Origin of the sequence: Akkermansia muciniphila ATCC BAA-835 (genome assembly GCF_000020225.1) — a bacterium.
Classification (GTDB): Bacteria; Verrucomicrobiota; Verrucomicrobiia; order Verrucomicrobiales; family Akkermansiaceae; genus Akkermansia; species Akkermansia muciniphila.
Window position 1 is genome coordinate 2,408,259 of record NC_010655.1, and the last position, 20,153, is coordinate 2,428,411.

A 20,153-nucleotide genomic window follows, 5' to 3' on the forward strand; every position below is an offset into this window, starting at 1 on the left:
TAGGTTGGTGGTTATTAAAGGCCGATTTTGTTTTGAATGGCTTCAACGGTGTTGTAGCAGTTGGCCTTGACGTGGATGAAGATGTCCACGCCGGCTTCCTTGAATGCTTCCACATAGTCGGCCGGATAACCGGCAAGGGCCACCATCATGTCCGGTCTGGTCTCCCTGAGAGCCTTGCAGAAGGCGGGGACGATTTCCGGATAAGTGTCATCCGTGGAGCAGATGACGCACACGGCGCAGCCGCTTTCCGCAGCTGCCCTGGCCGCGTCTTCCGGAGTTTGGAAGCCGGCCGGATAAACCACATCCAGACCGCCGGCGCGCAGGAAGTCGCGGGAGAAGTCCGCGCGGGCCTTGTGCTGGCGGAGCGGCCCCATGTTGGCGAAGAAGACCATCGGGCGGGAACCCTTTTCTGCCACCCAGGCGTCAGCCTTGGCGAGCAGGGATTCAAAACGTTCCGCCAGGCGGCGCTTCGGCAGGGCTTCCATTTCCAGGGGTTCGCCGCACTTGCAGTCAGCGCCGGCCACCAGGGCCTTGTTGATAAGGCAGGTGGAAAAGCCTTCTTCGGCGGCCTTGCAGGCGGAGTCCACGCTCATTTCCACGACCGGGAGCTGAATATCCGCATTCTTGCAGCAGCCGTGGCCCTTGTGGGCGGAACAGCAGGAGCCTTCCGGAACTTCCAGCTTTTTCTCCGCCAGGTTGACATACTGGTTGACGCCCACGATGGACTGCCGGCGCTGGTCCGCCAGCTCGTAACGCCTGGCGGCGGTGGCGTTCACCTTCTTCTGGATGCTGCCGGCTTTGAGGGCCTTGACGATGCCGCCTTCCTTTTCGATGCCCTGGAAGAATTCCCATATCTTCCGGGAGGCTTCATCCGTCAGGTTTTCCAGGTACCAGGAACCGCCGGCGGGGTCAACGACCTTGTCCAGATTGCATTCGCCCAGCAGAATCAGCGGGCAGTTGCGGGCAATGCGGCGAGAGAATTCGTCCGGCATGCGCACGGCAGCGTCAAAGGGAAGAACGTCAATACTGTCCACGCCGCCCATGATGGCGGAGAACGCCTGGGCGGAGCCGCGCAGCAGGTTGACCCAGGGATCCACCTTGGAGAGGGTCCAGAAGGAGGTGCGGGCATGGAGCTTGATTTTGGCAGCTTCCTCGCTGCCGCCGCATTCTTTTACGATGATGGCCCAAAGTTCGCGCAGAGCGCGGATTTTGGCGATTTCCAGGAACAGGTTGGCGCCGATGGAAACCGTAAAGCGCATGTGCGCCGCAGTTTCATCCACGGAGAGGCCGCGTTCCTCCATGGCGCGCAGGTAGGCCACGGCAGTGGACAGCATGGCGCCCACTTCCTCAAAGGCGGAAGCTCCGGAGTCCGCGTAAGGCAGCCCGCTGACGCCGATGGTCTGGAAGCCGGGAGCGTTGGCAACAGCCCATTTGGTCATCACGGCCATCTGGTCATAGTAGGCGCAGATGCCCTTCCCCCCGCAAAGGGAGCCCTTCATCACAGCTTTCCCCACCGGGTCATACAGAACGCCGCCCTTGAGGTCCGCCGTCTTGACGCCGGCGGCCTTGCAGGTGTTCAGGAACATGGAGAGGGTTCCCAGGCCGCAGGAACCGGGAGTGACATATACGGGAAGCCCGTCCAGCCGGACGCCCCTGAGGGCCGCATCCCAGTCAGCCTGCTTGCGCAGCTTCAGGCCGCATTTGCAGTTGAGCTGAACGTTTACGGCGGTCAGGCCGCGGTCCAGGTCATGCAGAAGCTTGGCGTTGAAGTCTTCCGGAGAGGAAGCGGGAATGCTCTGGGCGATTTCGCAGGGCTTTTCCATATAGCCCAGGGCGCGCGTTCCGCGGCGGTACGGAAATTGCCCGGCAGGCATTACCGGGGAATGTTCATCCCATTTGTTATAGATGGGATGCAGGGTAATTCCCTCCACAAGCTTGGTAAAAAGCTTTTTGTCAAAATCAGCCCCTTTCAGGGCAGCGACTGCTGCCTCGCGCCATTCGGCGTATGTGGCTGGTGCGAATTCTCCGAAATCAATTTCCGGAGCCGTTGTTTTATTTCCCTGTTGCATGGCGAAGTCAATGGGTAAGGCCTAATATGTTGGTTTTTAACTATGCGCAAACCAGGCCAAGTTTAAAGCGCAACATTATTTTAGGAAATCAAAGTGTAAAGTCCAGCGAGAAAAATACTCCCGTCCGCCCGCAAATGCGAATTTGCTGCATCACGCGAGGCAAACTTGCAAAAACGCTGTCCATGGCGTAAATACGGGAATAAGCATGCCCCCTTCTACTACCGTCAAACTCCCTCCCCAGCTGGTCCGGCAGCTCCGAACTTTCCGGCGCCGCCTCAGAACGGCGAAGATGCTGGAAGCCGTATGCCTTGCAGGCATTGCCGTCATTCTTTCCTACGCGCTCCTGTACCTTTCCGACAGATTGTGGGAGACGCCCCCCGCCGTCGGCTGGCTCCTGTTTTTCATCGCCGTGTCCGGCCTGGCGGTGTTTATTCCCTGGTGGAGTTTCCGGTGGGTGTGGCAGAGGCGCACGGAATCCCAGCTGGCGCGGCTGATTTCCCGGACGGACGCGGCCCTGGGGGATCGTCTCCTGGGCGTCATCGAACTGGATTCCGAAAAGCACGGCCGCCAATACGGTTCCGAAAAACTGAAAGAGGCGGCCATGGAGCAGGTGGCCCGCGAAGTGTCCGCCCGGGACCTGACGGCTAACATCCCCCGGCCCAGCCACAGAAAGCTGTTCGTCCTGCTGACGGTTCTCGCCGCATGCACGGCGGCCGTATGTGCGGTAAGCCCGGAAGCGGCAGGGAATGCCCTGAAACGCTGGGTCCGCCCGTTCAATCCTCCGGAACGCTATACGTTCACCCAGCTGGCCCCCACCCCGGATTCCCTGGTCATTCCCCTGGGAGAGAGCTGCCTGTATGAGATCCGGCTGGCGGAGGGAACCAAAACCCGCCCGCAGACGGCAGAGTATTTTTTCCGCAACAGGGTGAGCCAGCAGGCGCCTCTTGCGGACGGCACATACAAGATCCACATCCCCCCCATGCAACAGGCGGACAACCTGGAGTTTTTTGCAGGGGATGCCGTGCGACGGCTGAACATCATCCCGAAGGGGCGCCCTTCCCTGCTGGGGGCCGAAGCCGGCGTGGCCTATCCTGCCTATATGGCGCGCGCCAACGGCAGGGAAGCCATGAGAGCAGGAGTTATTTCCGCCCCGGAAGGCTCTACGCTGACGTTGAAGGTGTCCGCCTCCCAGCGCCTGCAGTCTGCGGAGGACGCGCAGGGCCAGCCGCTCCGGGTGGACGGAAGCAGCGTCATCATTCCGAACATCCTTTTGGAGAAAGAGCCCAGGGAAATAGAGCTTGACTGGATGGACAGCGACGGGCTGGCTGCTTCCCGGCCCGTGAAGATACGACTGGAACCCATTGAAGACAAACAGCCTTCAATTTACCTGAGAGGCGGCGAAAACGACCGCTACGTGCTGGAGGATACCAGCATTGAACTGGAGGTAGAGGCGGCGGACGATTTCGGCCTCCGGGAAATGGGGGTGGAATGGCAGGGTGAAAAATCCTTTTACGACGGCAATGAGGGTGAAAACGGGGCCTCAGCTCCAAAACCGGCCGGTGCGGACAAACCGGCGCCCGGCCTCCGCGGGGAGAAAGTGCTGGCGGACGGACAGCCCACGCAGACCGGGCTGAAAGGAACATTCCTGTTCCAGGCCAGGGCGCTGAAGTTATCTCCCCAGCGCGTCGTCATCCGCGGGTTTACGCAGGATTACAAACCGGGAGGCAGGCGCGTTTATTCGGAACCCATGATTATTTTCGTCCTTTCCAAGTCCGAGCACGCCCAGATGATCCGCAATGAACTGGAACGCATCACCAGCGAGCTGGAAGGCATGATCCGCCGCATGGACGCCATGGCGGACGAGGCAAAACGGCTGAAAGGAATGGAAAGCGGCAAATTGAAAGATGCGGAGTCCCAGGAACGCCTGCACGCCCTGGCCGATGAAGAGCAGGCCAACAGGCGCGAGTTGGGAGACTTGCTCAACCGCTCGGAAAGCCTGTTTAAGGAAGCCTCCCGCAATTCCCAGATAGACCCGGCCGGCATGAAGGAATTCATGAAAGGAATTTCCATGCTCAAACCCATTCCCGACGGGCCCATGAAGATGGCCCAGAAGCAGTTCCGGGATTCCGCCTCCGAGAGCCGCTCCGAGCAGGAAAGCAGGAAGGACCTGAACGACGGGGAGAATTCCCATTCCGAAGCCACACAGGCGCTGAAAGACACCATGAACCAGCTCTCCAAGTCCGCGCAGGACATGGAGGCCAGCACATTCGTGGCACGGCTCAGGCAGGCCGCATCCAAGGAGGATTCCATCGCCCATGCACTGGCCGGCCAGATCAACACCATTGCGGGCATGACCATGGAGGAGCTTGACCCTTCCACCAGGCGTGAAATGGAAACCATCGCCACCCTTCAAAACGCCTCCACGCAGGACATAGGCTGGATTCTGGAAGACCTCAGCTATTACAAGTCACGCACCGGGGAGCGCATTTACAGCGACCTGTACAACCAGATGAACGCTTTCTCCCTCCGGGATAAGCTGGACCTGGTGCACGGCAATATCCTGAACGCAATCACGGCCCGCTCCATTGACGAGTCCCGCCTGTATGCCTCCACCCTGCGCCATTGGGCCAAATTGATAGACGACTATAAGAAGAGCCGCCGCGGCGGCGGGGGAGGAGGAGGCGGCGGGGGAGGCAGCCAGTCCTCCATTTCCGATGCCGAGTTTGAATTCATGCTGAAACTCATCCGCATGATCCAACAGGAACAGGATATCCGCATGCGCACCCGCGCCGCCGAACAGGAACACCGCAAAAAATTTACCCTACCTGCCCCATGAATACCGCCAATTTCCCAGCCATGATTCTGGCACTTTCCCTGCCCTGCGCCGCCGCTCCGGCCCCTGCTCCGGAATATTCCGCCAAGCACAAGGAAACGGCATCCAAACTGGCAGTACAACAGGACGAGCTCCAGGCGGACACTTCCGACCTTATCCTGGGAGAAACCAATGAGGAAGTAGTGGAACTGCTGAAAAAATGCCGCCATGCCATGAATGACGCCGTGGACCTGCTGGAAGTTTACAATACCGGAGGCCAGACGCTGGCCGCGCAGTCGGATGTGATTGAATTGATTTACCAGGCAGCCAAGGCCAAGATGACCGGGGCCGACGGCCAGCCCAAGCCGGGAGGAAGAGCTCTTATGGACATGCTGCGCCAACTGCTCGGCATGGATCATGACGCCCAGTCCGCAGAACAGCAGGAAGGGGATGAAAAAGGGCAGGAAGGTTCCCAGAAAGGCAGCGGCAACAATTCCGGACGCGGAACGAATGGAAAATCCAATATGGCCTCCTCCCAGGATAAAGGCGTTTCCAATCCGGACACGGCTGTGGAAACGCGTTCCGTTCCCAAATCCACCGGCATGTCCGCAGACGACATGCCTTCCGAATTCCGCAAGGCGCTGGACGCCTACAACAAGACTTTACAGAGGTAAAACGCCCCTCTCCGGACACAGCCCTTTCACGCATGAACAGCAACTTCCCGTTTCCATGAAAAATCCCCGCCTCCTGCTTACCGCTTTCTTGACCTGCTGCATGACGGCCGCACCGCAAAACGCAGCGGCCCAATCCCCCATGAGAACGTCTTCTTCCGTGCCTCCCCAGGTGGAACTGATGTATGTGAAGGGACTACGCTATCTTCAGAATGCCCAGAAAACGGATGGAACCTATGATGGAACTTACGGGAGGGAGCCCGGCATCATCGGCTTTTGCCTTATGTCCGTGCTGGCTCACGGAGACGATCCGAACGCGGGGCCGTACGCCACCATGGTGCGCCGCTGCGTAGATTACATCCTGTCCAAGCAGAACAAGGTATCCGGCTACATTGGGGATTCCATGTACAACCACGGCTTCGCCACTCTCGCCCTGGCGGAAGCCTACGGCATGGTGCGGGACGACCGCATAGGCCCCGCCCTCCGCAAGGCCGTAGCTCTGACACTGACCGCCCAGAAAAAAAACAAAACGGGAGGCTGGCGCTATTCCCCGGAATCCACGGACGCAGACAGCACGGTGACCGGCTGCCAGCTTGTCTCCCTGTTCGCGGCGCGCAACGCGGGCATTCCCGTGCCGGACGAGGCTTTTGAACGCGGCCTCAAGTACATGGCTTCCTGCCGCGACAAGAAAGGCGCCTACGGCTACACCGGGCCGGCGGGTCCCCGCGTCACCCTCACGGCCATCGGTTCCCTGACGCTGTCCCTGGCGCGCCTTAAAACGGACCCGTCCTTCAAGGATTCCCTGGCCTACCTGAAAAAGCACCTGAATTACCGGGATTCCACTTATCCGTTTTATTTTGAATATTACATGTCACAGGCCCTGTTCCATGCGGACCAGGAAGTGTGGAAGGAATGGAATTACAAAAATATGCGCTATCTGGGAGCCTCCCAGGCGCCCAACGGGTCCTGGCTTTCCGATCATTCCGCGGCATATTCCACTTCCGCCGCCCTGCTTTCCCTTGCGCTTAATTACAGATTTCTACCCATCTATGAACAATAGAATCCGCCTTTCCCTGCTGCTGGCCCCGGCCTGCCTGCTGACCGCCTGGGCCAATTCCGTCATCGACGTGGTTACGGATAACAATTACCGCCTCCGCGGGGAAATCATTTCTTACGGGAAACAGGGCATCGTCATCAAGCACCCGGCCATGCGCCAGAACGCCGTCATTCTCCCGTCGGGAATCCGCGCTCTTTACTTTACAGGAACCGCCTCTCCGGATCTTCGCGCCCGGGACAAAATTTTCATGGCTGCGGGGCACAGGGACATTATCCCGTGCAATATCATTTCCATCACACAGGACAAAGTGCAGTACCGGGACATGCTGGGCCATGAACGTTCCGTTCCCCGCAGCCAGGTGGCCGGGTTCCGGCTGAATACGCTGCAGGAAAAGGGCTTCTGGCAGGAACCGCTGATTTTTGACAACAGCTGGGTTTATTCCGGCAACCGGGAGGAAGACTACCGCACCCAGGCGGGGAGAAAACTGATGAATGCCCTGAAGCCGAAAGTCCAGGGGGACAAGTACCAGTACCGGCTGGGCAACAATGATTACCCCACCTGGATACCCCTGTACAAGAATATCGGCCTGGATCCTTCCTCCTTCACCTTCCGCACCACCATCACCATGGACGGCAATAATGACCGCTCCGGCATTGTCTTCTGTTTCGGGGGGAATGAAAATATTCCTTTCCGGTCCAATTCCGGCAGCAACCTGAACAGGCTCATGCTCAGCATCTCGCCCGGAAAATGCACCCTGCTCCGGGAACAGAAATCCGGCATCCTCGTGCTGGGGGAAGCGGCCATTCCGGCCCCCATTCTGACGGAGGGCGTGGATATTCAATTGACAGCCTCCCGCCAGGGTGGAAACAAGCAGGTTTACGAGCTGTTGATAGGCGATCTGCCGCCCAGACTGATAACAGACCCCAGCCCGCCGGAACAGCCATTACAGGGAGACGCCTTCGGCCTCCAGATGGAAGGGCACGTGTCCCTGACCATCAGCAAACTGGCCCTTTCCTCCATCACCCTGAGCGCCAAATCCGTGGCCAAAAACGGGAATGCAGAGACAGACCTTGTCCTGACAAAGGAAGAAGACGCCATTCCGGGTTCCGTCAGCGGTTACGACAGCAAAACCGGAACGCTGACGCTTTCCACGGACAAGGATTATCCGGGCATTCCCCGTGATTTTTCCATCCCGGCCAAGTATCTGGATACCGTCTTTTTTGCGGAACAGAACAGGAAAGACGACTCCCGCCCCCCAGCCCGCCACAGCCTCCAGATGAAGGACGGTTCCCGCCTGCACGGAGATATTCTGAGCATGGATTCCCTGAATATCATCCTGCGGCATCCGCAGCTCGGACAGATTTCCCTGCCGCTGAAAAACATCACCCGCGTGGAATTCCTGAATCCCGCCCAGCCATCCCGTTCCACTCCCTGATTGATCCCGCCATGAAACAGGCAATTACGCTTTTCCTGTGCGCCTGCGCCCTGCCGACCGCTCTCCTTCTGCCCCATGCTCGTGCGGAAGGTGTCATTACGCTTAAATCCGGGGAAAAACTGCCGGGCAGCATGGATACGATGAACCGCCCTTACCTAAAGGTCCGTTCCAGCATTCTTTCCAAACCCGTGGATGTCCATATGGGAGAGCTTGACGAGCTGTCCTCTTCCCGTCCGCTGGAAATACCGGAACAGTTTTCCATCATCAGGCTGGCCAATGGGGACGAGGTTTACGGCACCCTGAAGGCGCTGGATGCGGAAAATCTTCAACTCCAAACCGCTTGGGGCGGCCTGCTTCAGATGGACCGCAAATATGTGCGCCACATCGGGTTCGACTCACAAAAAGCCTACCTGCGCAACGCTACGGAATCCCTGCAGGGCTGGGAGTCTTCAGCCAAAAGCACGCTGCCCGAATGCCGCAACGGATACTGGCTCATGCGCGGCTCCAATAATACGGAACTGCAAACTTCCTTCCCCATGCCACCCCGCCTCCATGTGCAGTTCTCCCTTTACCATACCAATACGTTCCGGATTAATCTTGCCCTCTGGAAGGATTCCGAATCCGGAAACAGCATCAACCTGGATCTCTCCCTGGAAAAAGCGGAACTTTCCAAGAACAGTTCCGGCCAGTACCGAACGCTTGGCAGGGTGAAAAGGAACACGGAGCGGAACTGGTATGCCGACAAGAGCGTCAAGCGTTCCGACGTTCATTTTTACGCCGATCCGGAAAAGGGCAATTATTACCTGTACGTCAACGGTGAACAGGTAGCCCGGTGGGAGGAAGTCAAAGAGATGGACACTATCTTTGAAAACGAGAGCGGAGACAATGAAGGGGAAGATGGAGAAAGCGCCGGGAAATACGAATTCAAACCGGGAAACACTCTTGCCCTGGGAGGTTATGACAGCTTGAACATGGCCGTATTCCATTTGAATGTATTTGACTGGAATGGAGCCATTCCCCATCTGGAGGAGGAGCTGGACATCATTTCCCGTTACGACCCGACCGCCCCCAGAGACAAGGCCCTGCTGGTAAACGGAGACGTGCTCAGGGGAGCCATTTCCCTTCAGGAGGAAGGCTCCATCCGCATCAAGTCCGACCATTATGACGTCACCGTTCCCACCGCCAGGGTACGCGCACTGGACCAAAAAGGCCATGAAGAGAAGGACCTTCCAGAAGACAGCTCAGACACCCGCGTTTTCCTGACGGACCAGAGCGTCCTTTCCCTGGCCCTGGAAACTATCCGGAACGGGGTCATGGAAGGGCGCTCATCCGCAGTCGGCAAGGTCCGGATTCCGCTCCAATCCGTCAGAAAGGTCCAGTTCAACCTGCAAAACCCGGAGCTGAGGAAGCAGAGGGAAACGCCGTTCCGGTGCAAATAAAGGCTTCTCCGCCAGGCCGTCCTTTCCGGAGAAAGCCGGCTGCCGGGAAAGCCAGAAGAAGCATCCGTTACCGCTCCTCCATTTCCTCCGCGCGCCGTACGGCACTTTTCACCGCCTGAATCCAGGCATTGCGGAAGCCGCATTCATCCAGCGCATTCAGGGCGGCAATCGTGGTCCCTCCGGGGGAAGTGACCTCATCCCGGAGCGCCATGGGATGCTTCCCGGTCCGTTCCAGCATCAGGGAAGCCCCCCGCATGGTTTCCGCAGCCAGCCCCAAAGCGGTTTTCCTGGACAATCCCATGGCTACCCCTGCGTCCGCAAGCGCATCCAGAGCCGTAAACATGTAGGCAGGACCGCAACCGGAAATGGCGGAAACGGCATTCATCCCGGATTCCGCCACCTTGTAAACGGAGCCGCAGCCGGAAAGCAGCATCCGGGCAGCCTCTTCATCTTCATCTTTTACGCCGTTTCCCGTACTGTAGGCGATGACGCCGGCCAGCACCATGCACGGGGTATTGGGCATGGCGCGTATAATGCGCGTTCCGTCGCTGGCACAGGCTTCCATATCATCCAGGGAAACGGCGGCTGCGATAGAAATCAGAAGGGGAAGCTCCGCCCCCCGTTCGGAAAGAGAGGAAATGAGCGGAAGGACGCCGTGCGGCTTCACGGCCAGAATCAGGACTTCCACGGCGTCCGCCGCATCCGCCTCCGAGGCAGCTTCATGAACTCCGGGGTATTCCTCCTGCAGGGCCTGCACGTTTTCATGATGATGATCGTACACCCAAACTTCCTCCGGAACCGCTGCTCCGGATTTCAGCATGCCCCGCAACAGGGCGCCTCCCATTTTTCCAAGTCCGATGATACCTGTTTTCATGGTTGATAATTTTTTACAGTCAACATATAAGCGATTTATAGAAAATGGAAATGCCAATTAAGGCCCATGGTTATGGACGAGAATGCGTCATTTCCGCGTTTGTTCCCTCCGGCCCTGTTATCAACGTCTCTGGCTGGACCTGCGGTTGGGATTTTGCGTACTGGGCCGCGTTGCAGAAACAGCCCTCAATATGGTCGTTGACAAACCCGGTTGCCTGGAAAAACGCATAACAGATCGTCGGACCGAAAAACCTGAATCCCCGCCTTTTCATGTCCCTGCTCATGGCTTCCGACTCCGGAGAAACAGCGGGAATCTGAGCCAGAGCGCTGAAATGGTTAACAACGGGCTGATGATTGGGGAAAAACGACAAGACGTACCGGTAAAAACTGCCGAATTCTTCCTGAACGGCCATAAACAGTTTCGCATTATTGACAGCGCTGTTGATTTTCAAACGGTTTTTGACAATTCCATCAAATCGCATCAACCGTTCCACATCTTCTGCCGTCATCCGCGCCACTTTCTCCACATCAAAGCCATGGAAGGCTCTCCGGTATCCTTCGCGCTTCCGGAGGATAGTAAGCCAGGATAATCCCGCCTGGGCGCTCTCCAGCACCAGAAATTCAAATAGGGTTTTGTCATCGGAAACAGGCCTGCCCCATTCTTCATCATGGTATTTTATGTAAAGTTCATCGGTTCCGGCCCAGCCGCAACGCGCATTGATGATATCCTTCATACGGTTGCGCCTTAGAATTCCTTTTTCCTGAACAGCCACGCCGCCAGCGTCATGTGAAAGACGAAGTATCCCAGCGTAATCAGGGCCAGGGTTCCGAACAGGGAAAGGGGAATAAGCCGTCCGTTCAGGGCGGAATCCGTCACGGAATAAATCTGGAAATTCGGAAAAACCAGGGAAAAGAGCCTGCTGCCCGCCACCTCCCACCAGGAAAGGCCATCCGTGCCGGATCCCACCCACAGGGAAAGAGCCTGCGTCTGGAACAGTCCCGCCAGATAGATCATGAACGTCAGCAGCGCGCTGATAATGGTGCCGTTCGTCACGCAGGACATCAACAGCGTGAGGGAGGAAAGCACGACAAACTCGCACATCATCACGCCCAGCCCCGTCTGCACGTTCCAGGTAGCTCCCTGGAGGCGGATCCTGTCCAGGTACGGCTGCATTTCCTCCAACGTATAACGGCCTTTCAGCGAGGCTATCTGCTCCGCCACCACCGTATCCGTCCGCATCCACAGCACCAGCGTCATTACGGCATCCATCAGCAGAACGGCAACCAGGGTCAGGGCCAGCACCCCCAGAACCTTCCCCATCAGATAGTCGATGCGCGGCACCGGTTTGCAAAGGATAGTGTATAGAATACGGTCCTCCGCATCCCTGGGAATAATCAGGGCCGTGGCCGCCACGCAGAAAAAGAGGCCGAACACCCGCATGGCGCCGTAGGCGGAGTTTTTCAGCAGCACGAGTTCATTGATTCCCCCGGTTTCAGGTCCCAGCACCGCGCTCAGGCGGAAGGAACTCAGAGCCAGCAACGCCACGGCGAAGAGCCCAAGAAAGAGAAACACCTTCATGCGCACCAGCTGCGTAAAGGTGGTACCGGCGATTACGGCCATGCGCCCGGGCGAAGGTATATAACCGGAGGTAATCCATGCCATGCGGATCATCTTGCCGTATTCCGGAGCAAATAAAAGAGCTTTTTATTTCATGTGCTGAACTCCTTCCGCCTTGAAGAAGCGCTTCTCCCGTGTTCTCATGGAGCGCGTATGAGTTTACGATCCCAGCTGGAAGAACTGCTCCCGGAACTTTTGCCTTCCGATCCGACCCAGGCCATTAAGGGAACAGAACTCATCCGCCTGGTGCGCCTGAGGCTGGGAGAGGAATATTCGGACGCATCCCTGCGCTACCATTTTTCTTTCATGGCTTCCGAGCCGGATTCGGAAATCGCCAAGGTGGAACGCGGCCAGGGCTATTACAGGCGCATGAGGGAACGGGACGGGCAGCGCGCTCCCAGAGGGCTTTTGCCCCTGTTCCTCGGGGAAAACGAACCGGACGCCCTGAACTGCCGCGCCAAGGCGCTGGCCCTGGCCGTGCGCCAGTACGATACCACGGGCCGCGGCGTTTTCGTGTTCAGTACCAGTGAAACCGGAACTTCCTGGGTAAAACCGGATCTGGCCGTTGTGGAATGGCCGGAGGGGGAATGGGAGGGAAACGCGCTTGTTTTTGACAAAAGCGCACTTCAGCGCCGCCGCATGATCGGGGCACCCATGATGGGCATCCGCAGCGTCTGCGTAGCCCGCATGCCCGGTGGAGAAGACGGCAGAAGGGAATTTTTCAGGACTCTGGCCACGTCCCGCTGGGCACAGTGCGGAGAACTGGTCATTGTGGGGGAACTGCCGGATGATTCCGAATGCGCCGCCCTCCGCGGGCTGGCCGCCGAGTTCGGCGTAGGAGTGCTTTGCCTGGAAATTGCGGACGAACGCCTGGGAGAACTCCCCGGCGCGGAGGAAATTTTCAAAGCCGGAGATGAAGAATGCGCCGCCCTGCTGGCGGAACTCACACCCGTACGGCTGGCCGCCGGAAGGCTGAAGACGCTGGAGGCAGATACGGGGGAAACCCTGGGCGGGGAATTCGGAGCCCTGTTCGACTGGCTGGCCGCCTGCCTGGAACGCGGCAGCGTGGAAGAATATGAATTCCGCGTCTCCTGTTACTGAATGCGGCGGAGAGATTCTTGACAGAACTTGCGTATTAAATTAAAGATTTTCCCGGCTCCAACCCGCCCTTCCCCCTGACATGGAACAAGAAACACTGGTTTACCCGCTTGCGGACAATACTGTTCTGCAAGACAAATATACGATATTGAGCGTGCTGAACGCCGGCGGCTTCGGCATCACGTACCTGGCTCTGGACAACCCCGGTTCCCGGTATGTCGTCATCAAGGAATGCATGCCGGACGCCTACGCCTGCCGGGATATGGAAACCGGCGTTGTCCATCCCCGGAACGAACAGACCGCCGTCAATTTTTCCCAGAGCGTTTCCAATTCCCGGCAGGAGGCTTCCGTCCTGTCCCAGCTCAACCATCCCGGCATTGTCCAGGTGTTTGACATGTTTGACGCCAACGGCACCTGCTATTACGTCATGGAGAATATCCAGGGACAGACCCTGTTCGACCTGATGACCACCATGCACGCCACCGGGCAAACCATGGAACCGGCCCAGGCCACGGATCTTCTGTTCCGCCTGCTGGACATCCTGCACTACCTTCACTCCATGGGTGTGTACCATTGCGACATCAAGCCGAGCAACATCTTCATCCAGCCGGACGGAACGCCCAAGCTCATCGACTTCGGCGCCGTGCGCACCAAGACCCTCCAGCATCAGGGGCTCGTCCAGATCACGCCCGGCTATACCCCGCCGGAATTCTACCCCGGACGCCGGAGCGAAATAGGTCCCTGGTGCGATATGTACGAACTGGGCGCCACGTTCTACGAATTGCTCACGGGCCAGGTTCCCCATCCTGCGGACCAGCGTTCCGTGGTGGACCGCAACCCGAAAGTGACTAGTTACGCGGCCCTGCGGAAAACTTATCCCATGAACTTCCTTTCCGGAATTGACAAAGCCCTGTCGCCGGACGAACGCAACCGCTTCCATTCCGCCAAGGCATGGAATGACTATATCAACGCCATGGCGGCGGCAGGCACCCTGCAGGCCGGCGGAGTATCGAGGAAGGCTCTTCCCCAGGCCAGGAAAAAATCTTCCGCAGGCACGGCTTTCCTCATCATCCTGCTCATCGCAACGGCAATCGGCTGGGTATGCTGGAAACAGGGTCTGCTTAACTTCTGATTCCGGCCGCTTTCCGGCGGAAACATTGAAGGGTGATGTCCGCAAAGACACGCCCCCCCCAACGCAACAAGGGCTGAACCTGACGGTCCAGCCCTTGCCAATCCGGAATTGAACGGGAGAACCAGCCTTTACAGGCTTTCCCCGAAGTCCCGGCGGTATTTGGCCGCCAGTTTTTCAGGCCAGTCGCTCTTGGCGCGGAGCTTGCCCATGAAGAAGCGCAGGACGGGCGGTTCCTCCACAAATTCCAGGCCGCCAATCAAATCGCGGTTGTCATAGAGCCACTTCATGCGGTCCGCCACATATTTCACCTGGGATAACGTGAAAACACGGCGCGGGAAGGCCAGGCGGAGCAGTTCCACATCCGCCAGAATGTCCTTGCCTTTTTCGTCGCGGACGCTGGAAAGCGTGCCGCGTTCCATGCCGCGCACGCCGGAGGCGATGAAGAAAGCCGCCGCCAGAGCCCCGGCGGGATAGTCCTCCTGCGGGATATGGGGCAGGAAACGCCCTGCGTCAATATGGGCGCCCAGACCGCCAGCGGGGGTTACGCAGGGAATGCCCATGTCCACCATCTGGCCGATGAAATATTCAATGAAGGAGGGGCTCTGGGAAATCACAGTCAAATCCGTGGTTTCATACAGGCCTACGGCCATGGCCTCAATTTCCCGCACGGAGATGCCGCCATAAGTCAAAAAGCCTTCAAAGAGGGGAACGAGATGCTCCATTTTCTTGGCAATGGCCCGGTCGTTCGTGCAGATGCCGCCGCCGCGGGAGGAGGAAACCTTGCGGGCGGAAAAATACACCAGATCCGCCAGTCCGCACATGGTCTTCAGGATGTCCGCGCAGGACGCATCCCTGAACTCGTCTTCACGCATCTTGATGAAGTAGGCGTTTTCCCCGATCAGGGAGGCGTCCAGCACCAGCATGATGCCGAATTCATCGCAAATGCCGCGGATTTCCCGCATGTTGGCAATGGAGAAGGGCTGGCCGCCAATCAGGTTGGTTGAGGCTTCCATGCGCACGAAGGGGATTTTGCCCGCCCCGTGACGGGCAATGCAGTCCCGCAGCTTGCCGGGGTCCAGATTGCCCTTGAAGGGATTGGTGCTGACCGGATTGACGGCTTCATCAGCCACCAGTTCCTCAATCTTGCCGCCGTTCAGGTCAATATGGGCGTGCGTGGTGGTGAAATGGTAGTTCATTGGAACCACGTCCCCGGGCTTCACGAAGGTGCGGGCAATGATGTTTTCACAGGCGCGCCCCTGGTGGGCGGGCAGAAGGTATTCCTTGCCGAAGACATCCCGGACAGCCTGCTTCAGGCGGTCAAAGCTCTGGGAACCGGCATAGGCGTCATCCGCCCGGAACATGGCGGCGATCTGGTTGTCGCTCATGGCGTTGACGCCGGAATCCGTCAGCATGTCCAGATAGACATCGTTCGTGCTGAGCTGGAAGGTGTTGAACCCGGCTTCCCGTGCGGCTTCCAGGCGGCGTTCCACGGGGACAAGATGCAGCTTCTGCACCACGCGGACTTTATGCAGTTCCAGGGGAATTTGTTCCCCATTGTAAAATTTGACAACGTTGGATGGTTCTGAATTCATAAAATAAAAGGTAAACAAAAGTGTAGCAGAATGAATCTTTTCCGCAACATAAAAGGACAAACGGCCTTTTTTTGCCTCCCGCCGTAAAGGCAGGAATGACGCTGGAAGGAAAAATGTGGAACTTTCCGGAGGGAGTTTCTAGCGTGGCTCCCTATGAAAAAATACTGGAAATTGATTCAACAGCACCTGAGCGTGGATGCGGACGGCATCCCCGGCCCCAAGACGGCGCTGGCCCTGCTGGACAGGCTGGGCATCCGCCAACCGGAACAATCCTGGCCCAGCCAGGAGGAAGTGCGCTCCGGGAAATCCGTCTTCGGCCGTGCGGGTGATGAAAGCAACATGACCAGCATCAAGCTGCCTTATATCATGCGGCTGGCGTGGGAAACAAACACGACCGTTTCCACCATGCGCTGCCACAAGCTGGTGGCGGAACCGCTCGTCCGCATCTTCCAGGCTACTCTGGACCATTACGGCATGGAGAAAATCAGGGAACTGGGGCTGGACCTGTACGGCGGCTGCTTCAACAACCGCTCCATCATCGGCGGAAAGGCCACATCCATGCACGCCTGGGGAATCGCCGTGGACATAGACCCGGACAGAAACGGCCTGAACATCCCCGCGCCGAAAGCGGTATTGTCCGGACCGGAGTACGCCGCCTTCTGGCAATTCGTGGAAGCGGAGGGGGCCGTATCCCTGGGACGCTCCCGCGACTACGACTGGATGCACTTCCAGTTCTCTACTCTTTGACCGGAGTGGACGCGAACGTCCTCCAGCCCTCCTCCCAGCGGCGGCGGAGGGCTGGCCAGTCCTCACCGTTCCCTCCATGCCCCAGGAAAGAGCGCTTTTTCAGCTCCCGGAAACTTTCTCCGGGAAGGTGGAGAAGTTCCCCGCGGTCATAGGCATTCTGATCACACATGCCGTTAAAAACGGGAGTCCACTGCCAGCGGCGCACGCCCAGATAACTTTTGAATGTATCTACCAGTTCCGTCGTGCAGTTGGCGGTGACGGTATGATAATAGCGCGGGCGTTCATGGAGGCTGTTGATTTTTTCCGCAAACCCCAGAAAGGCCTTTTTCAGGCTTTCCCTGCCGATGTTGATGCGGTACAGGTACATGTCCTCTTTCCGGTAATTGGTGCGCAGGGCGAACAGGTCTTCTTCGTCCGCCAGGATGTAAATCACGTTGAATTGCTTGTAAAGGCCAGGGACAGTTCCCTGCTCCACCCCCTCCGGCAGGCGCGTTTCCACGGACAAGGCCAGATGCTTCCCATCCTCAAAACCGAAGGACAACATGGTATGGGCCACGAATTCCATCCCATCCCAGTGGCTCACGGCAAAATCCAGCGTAGCCAGCTTGTCCAGGTCAAAGCGGCGCGTCACATAGCGCGCGTCGAAGTCCCGCTCCGTCCGGTAGATAAAACTGCGCACGTCCTTCACCACGATTTCATTTCCGTTGATTTCCACGGAGGGCAGGCGACTCCAGGACGGCTGCCATTCCTTATCGTTCGTCGCCGGTATGCACAGGTAGTACGCCAGCAGCAGGGCCGGCACTCCCCAGGAAGCGCGCCATAATACGGGCCGTTTTCCGCGGAGGGCGAAGGCGCATGCCATGGCCGCCACGTACAGCCACACCAGCACGGCTCCCCCCCATACGTTGTAAAAAACCACGCCCGCCGCCCATACGGAGAAACAGAACCACGCCGCCGTCATCAGGATGCGGGCGGCGGCCGGGCACGCGCGGCGCAGGAAAGTCAAATGCATGGAAAATGAAAAGCAGGCCGCGCGCTCCAGCCCATGAAACGCGCGGCCCGTTAACGGGGATTACCTGAAGGAAAGGCCCTTCACTTTGTCCGTCAGGGCTTTCAGCACGCGCTGGTGCGCTGCATCCACTTCCGCGGCCGTGAGGGTCTTGGCCGGATCCCTGTACAGGAAGGTATAGGCAATGGATTTGCGGTCCGCCGGCAGCTTTTCGCCGGAGGGGTCCGTGAACACGTCAAAGCAGAAATAACTGACAAGCAGTTTTTCCCGTGCGGATTCCACGGCCTTGACAATGTCCGCATTGGGCGTGGAGAGGGGCAGTTCCATGGCCGCATCGCGGGAAGAACCGGGAAACTGGGGCAATTCCGCAGCCTTCACGGGCGCGGTCAGGATTTCCTGCATTTTGCGGAGATCCAGTTCCGCCACGTACACGGGCTGACCCAGGCCCAGCTCCCGGCAACGCGCCAGGGACAGGCGGGCGAAATAGCCGCAGGCTTTCCCGTCCAGCTGTACGTCCGCCCCCAGGGCGGCCTGTTCGCGCGGTCTGGCAGGCGTGAGCGTAAAACGGTGGCCCGGCGCCAGAGCCGCCATCACGGCCAGCAGATCCTCAAAGGAGGCCTGCTCCGGCCTGGGATCCGCCCAGGAACGCGCCGTGCGGTCCCCGGAAACCAGGATACCCAGGGTATCCGTTTCAATGTCCCTGCCCTTGCCGCCGCCCGTATTGCGGAAGACGCGTCCAAGTTCAAAGAAGCGCAGGCCGGAAACGCCCTGGTTGCTGTTGCGCACGGCGGCGGCAATCAGGCCGGGCGTATGGGCGGGGCGCAGCACGGAGTGATCCTCGCTGAGCGGCAGGGATACGCGGATGAGGTCACCGTCCTGAAGGGGGCGCAGAGGCAAAGCGTCCTTCACCTGGGCGATGGTGCCGTCCGCGGATTCGGAGGCGATGAGCTTGATGGTCTGGGTTTCATAAAATCCCAGGGCCGCCAGCTTGCGGCGCAGCTCCATCTGGAAGTTATAGGCCACATCTACCGGGGATTCCGCCACGAAGGGGCCGGAGAAGCGGGACGGTATGCCGTCCAGGCCGAAAACGCGCACGATTTCCTCCAGAAGGTCGCACGGGCGCGTGAGATCCAGGCGGTGGGGGGGGATCAGCCAGCATTCCGGTGAATCCGGAACCTGCTTCAGGCCCAGCGCCGTCAGGATGCGAGTCCCTTCCTCATGAGAAATGGAACCGCCGGAAATCTGATCCAGCGCTTTCCAGGGAAGTTGTACAAAGCCCAGTTCATTAGTCACCGTGGCGCCCTTCCCCTGCTTCAGGGAAGCGAACACGGAAACGGGGCCGTCCGCCCCTCCGCAGGAAGGCATGGAAGCATGAGCCGGATTAGGAACGGGAGAACCGGCCACATACGTTGGGGAGGCCGTTCCGCCCGCCAGCTGAAGAATCAGTTCCACGGCGCGCACGGAACCGCGCAGGACATTCCAGGCGGAAGTGCCGCGTTCAAAGCGGTAGGAAGAGTCGGAGGACAGGGCCAGCCTGCGGGACGTGGCGCGGACGGAGGAGGGCTTGAACCAGGCGGACTCCAGAATGATATCCGTAGTGGCGTCCGTCACGCCGCTTTCCTCCCCACCCATCACGCCGCCGATGGCGAGCGCCTTGCCGGACTGGTCCGCAACAACCAGATCCGTGCAGTTAAGCGTGTATTCCTGCCCGTCCAGGGCCTTGATGGTTTCCCCTTCATAAGCGGTGCGGGTGACGATGCCGCCCTGCACTTTCGCCGCGTCAAAGGCATGGAGGGGCGTTCCCAGTTCATGCAGGACGAAGTTGGTAATATCCACGATGTTGTTGATGGGGCGCAGGCCGACGGCTACCAGGCGTTCCTTCAGCCATTCCGGGCTTTCCTGCACTTTCACGCCGCTGATTTTTACGGCGGTGTAGTACGGGTTCAGCTCCGGCTGGTCCAGCCGCACGAAGTCTCCGGCAGGTTCCAGCGCCACTCCGGCGTCGTCAATGGAAACAGGCCTGTACCCCCGGCCGGAGATAGCGGCCAGTTCATACGCCATGCCGTTGTGGGAAAGCAAATCCGGCCGGTTGGGCGTTACTTCCACTTCCACCAGGGTATCCGCCTTGACAACCTGGGAAATCGGCGTACCGGGTTCCAGTTCCTGAGGGAGAATCCAGAGACCGTGCTCCTTGTCGGGAAGCCCCAGCTCGGAGGCGGAACAGAGCATGCCGCGGGACTCCACGCCGCGCAGCTTGCCCACCTTGATTTCAACGTTGCCGGGCAGCACCGCTCCCGGCAGGGCGCAGGGGACCTTGTCCCCCACCTTGTAGTTCTGAGCGCCGCACACAATCTGGTGCAGCGTGCCGTCGCCCACGTCCACCTGGCAGACTTTCAGCCGGTCCGCCTGGGGATGCTGTTCCGCGGAAGCCACGCGGGCCACCACCACGTATGGGGAATCCACGCCCTGCTGGCGGATGTCTTCCACCTCAATGCCGGCAAAAGTCAGCATGTCAGACATTTCATCCACGCTCAGGCCGGACAGGTCAATGTACTGGGAAAGCCAGTTAAGGGAAATCTTCATAACGGGAAAACAGGTAAA

At 58.8% G+C, this 20,153-nt stretch carries 15 protein-coding genes; 8 read left to right on the top strand and 7 right to left on the bottom strand.

Features of this window, described 5'->3' with window-relative positions; translation table 11 throughout:
• Positions 1 to 14: 14 nt before the first annotated feature.
• A complete protein-coding gene (locus AMUC_RS10590) occupies positions 15 to 2,069 on the bottom strand; it encodes a methylmalonyl-CoA mutase family protein (RefSeq protein ID WP_012421009.1) in 2,055 nt (684 codons plus the stop codon).
• 205 nt (positions 2,070 to 2,274) lie between these two features.
• Here AMUC_RS10590 and AMUC_RS10595 point away from each other — a divergent pair, with 205 nt between their 5' ends.
• Genes AMUC_RS10595 through AMUC_RS10615 form a run of 5 tightly spaced genes read left to right on the top strand, consistent with a single transcriptional unit; the run spans position 2,275 to position 9,483 of the window.
• The gene (locus tag AMUC_RS10595) at positions 2,275 to 4,905 is read left to right on the top strand and encodes a hypothetical protein (RefSeq protein ID WP_042448388.1); all 2,631 of its coding nucleotides are present in this window, start codon (positions 2,275 to 2,277) and stop codon (positions 4,903 to 4,905) included.
• Positions 4,902 to 5,555, top strand: coding sequence for a hypothetical protein (locus AMUC_RS10600; RefSeq protein WP_012421011.1), 654 nt, complete (start codon positions 4,902 to 4,904; stop codon positions 5,553 to 5,555). The genes AMUC_RS10595 and AMUC_RS10600 overlap by 4 nt, the downstream gene beginning before the upstream one ends.
• A 55-nt stretch (positions 5,556 to 5,610) precedes the next feature.
• Positions 5,611 to 6,612 (top strand): prenyltransferase/squalene oxidase repeat-containing protein, encoded by a 1,002-nt coding sequence (locus AMUC_RS10605; RefSeq protein ID WP_012421012.1) that lies wholly within the window; start codon positions 5,611 to 5,613, stop codon positions 6,610 to 6,612.
• Positions 6,602 to 8,044, top strand: a complete 1,443-nt coding sequence (locus tag AMUC_RS10610) for a hypothetical protein (protein ID WP_012421013.1) — start codon at positions 6,602 to 6,604, stop codon at positions 8,042 to 8,044. The genes AMUC_RS10605 and AMUC_RS10610 overlap by 11 nt, the downstream gene beginning before the upstream one ends.
• Before the next feature lie 11 nt (positions 8,045 to 8,055).
• Positions 8,056 to 9,483: a hypothetical protein gene (locus AMUC_RS10615; RefSeq protein ID WP_012421014.1), complete on the top strand. Its 1,428-nt coding sequence runs from the start codon at positions 8,056 to 8,058 to the stop codon at positions 9,481 to 9,483.
• A gap of 67 nt (positions 9,484 to 9,550) precedes the next feature.
• Here the strand turns inward: AMUC_RS10615 and proC are convergent, their stop codons facing one another.
• The 3 genes from proC to AMUC_RS10630 all read right to left on the bottom strand — a co-directional run bounded on the left by proC (position 9,551) and on the right by AMUC_RS10630 (position 12,019).
• Positions 9,551 to 10,357, bottom strand: a complete 807-nt coding sequence (gene proC / locus AMUC_RS10620; protein ID WP_012421015.1) for a pyrroline-5-carboxylate reductase — start codon at positions 10,355 to 10,357, stop codon at positions 9,551 to 9,553.
• A gap of 70 nt (positions 10,358 to 10,427) precedes the next feature.
• A complete protein-coding gene (locus AMUC_RS10625) occupies positions 10,428 to 11,090 on the bottom strand; it encodes a DNA-3-methyladenine glycosylase I (protein ID WP_012421016.1) in 663 nt (220 codons plus the stop codon).
• 11 nt (positions 11,091 to 11,101) lie between these two features.
• Positions 11,102 to 12,019, bottom strand: a complete 918-nt coding sequence (locus tag AMUC_RS10630; RefSeq protein ID WP_128252834.1) for a hypothetical protein — start codon at positions 12,017 to 12,019, stop codon at positions 11,102 to 11,104.
• Positions 12,020 to 12,127: 108 nt separating this feature from the next.
• On the opposite strand from AMUC_RS10630, the gene AMUC_RS10635 reads away from it, so the two are divergent.
• Together AMUC_RS10635 and AMUC_RS10640 are read left to right on the top strand one after the other, a co-directional pair.
• Positions 12,128 to 13,075: a hypothetical protein gene (locus AMUC_RS10635; RefSeq protein WP_012421018.1), complete on the top strand. Its 948-nt coding sequence runs from the start codon at positions 12,128 to 12,130 to the stop codon at positions 13,073 to 13,075.
• A 79-nt stretch (positions 13,076 to 13,154) separates the two neighbouring features.
• Complete coding sequence (locus AMUC_RS10640; protein WP_012421019.1) at positions 13,155 to 14,204, top strand: serine/threonine protein kinase; 1,050 nt, start codon at positions 13,155 to 13,157, stop codon at positions 14,202 to 14,204.
• Between the two features lie 128 nt (positions 14,205 to 14,332).
• Here the strand turns inward: AMUC_RS10640 and AMUC_RS10645 are convergent, their stop codons facing one another.
• Complete coding sequence (locus AMUC_RS10645; protein WP_012421020.1) at positions 14,333 to 15,796, bottom strand: tryptophanase; 1,464 nt, start codon at positions 15,794 to 15,796, stop codon at positions 14,333 to 14,335.
• Positions 15,797 to 15,949: 153 nt separating this feature from the next.
• On the opposite strand from AMUC_RS10645, the gene AMUC_RS10650 reads away from it, so the two are divergent.
• Entirely contained in the window at positions 15,950 to 16,543 is a 594-nt protein-coding gene (locus AMUC_RS10650; RefSeq protein ID WP_012421021.1) for a M15 family metallopeptidase, read from the top strand.
• Here the strand turns inward: AMUC_RS10650 and AMUC_RS12185 are convergent.
• Together AMUC_RS12185 and pheT are read right to left on the bottom strand one after the other, a co-directional pair.
• Entirely contained in the window at positions 16,533 to 17,555 is a 1,023-nt protein-coding gene (locus tag AMUC_RS12185; protein ID WP_012421022.1) for a lipoprotein N-acyltransferase Lnb domain-containing protein, read from the bottom strand. The two genes, AMUC_RS10650 and AMUC_RS12185, sit on opposite strands and share 11 nt — an antisense overlap.
• Before the next feature lie 60 nt (positions 17,556 to 17,615).
• A complete protein-coding gene (gene pheT, locus AMUC_RS10660; RefSeq protein WP_012421023.1) occupies positions 17,616 to 20,135 on the bottom strand; it encodes a phenylalanine--tRNA ligase subunit beta in 2,520 nt (839 codons plus the stop codon).
• Positions 20,136 to 20,153 lie beyond the last annotated feature (18 nt).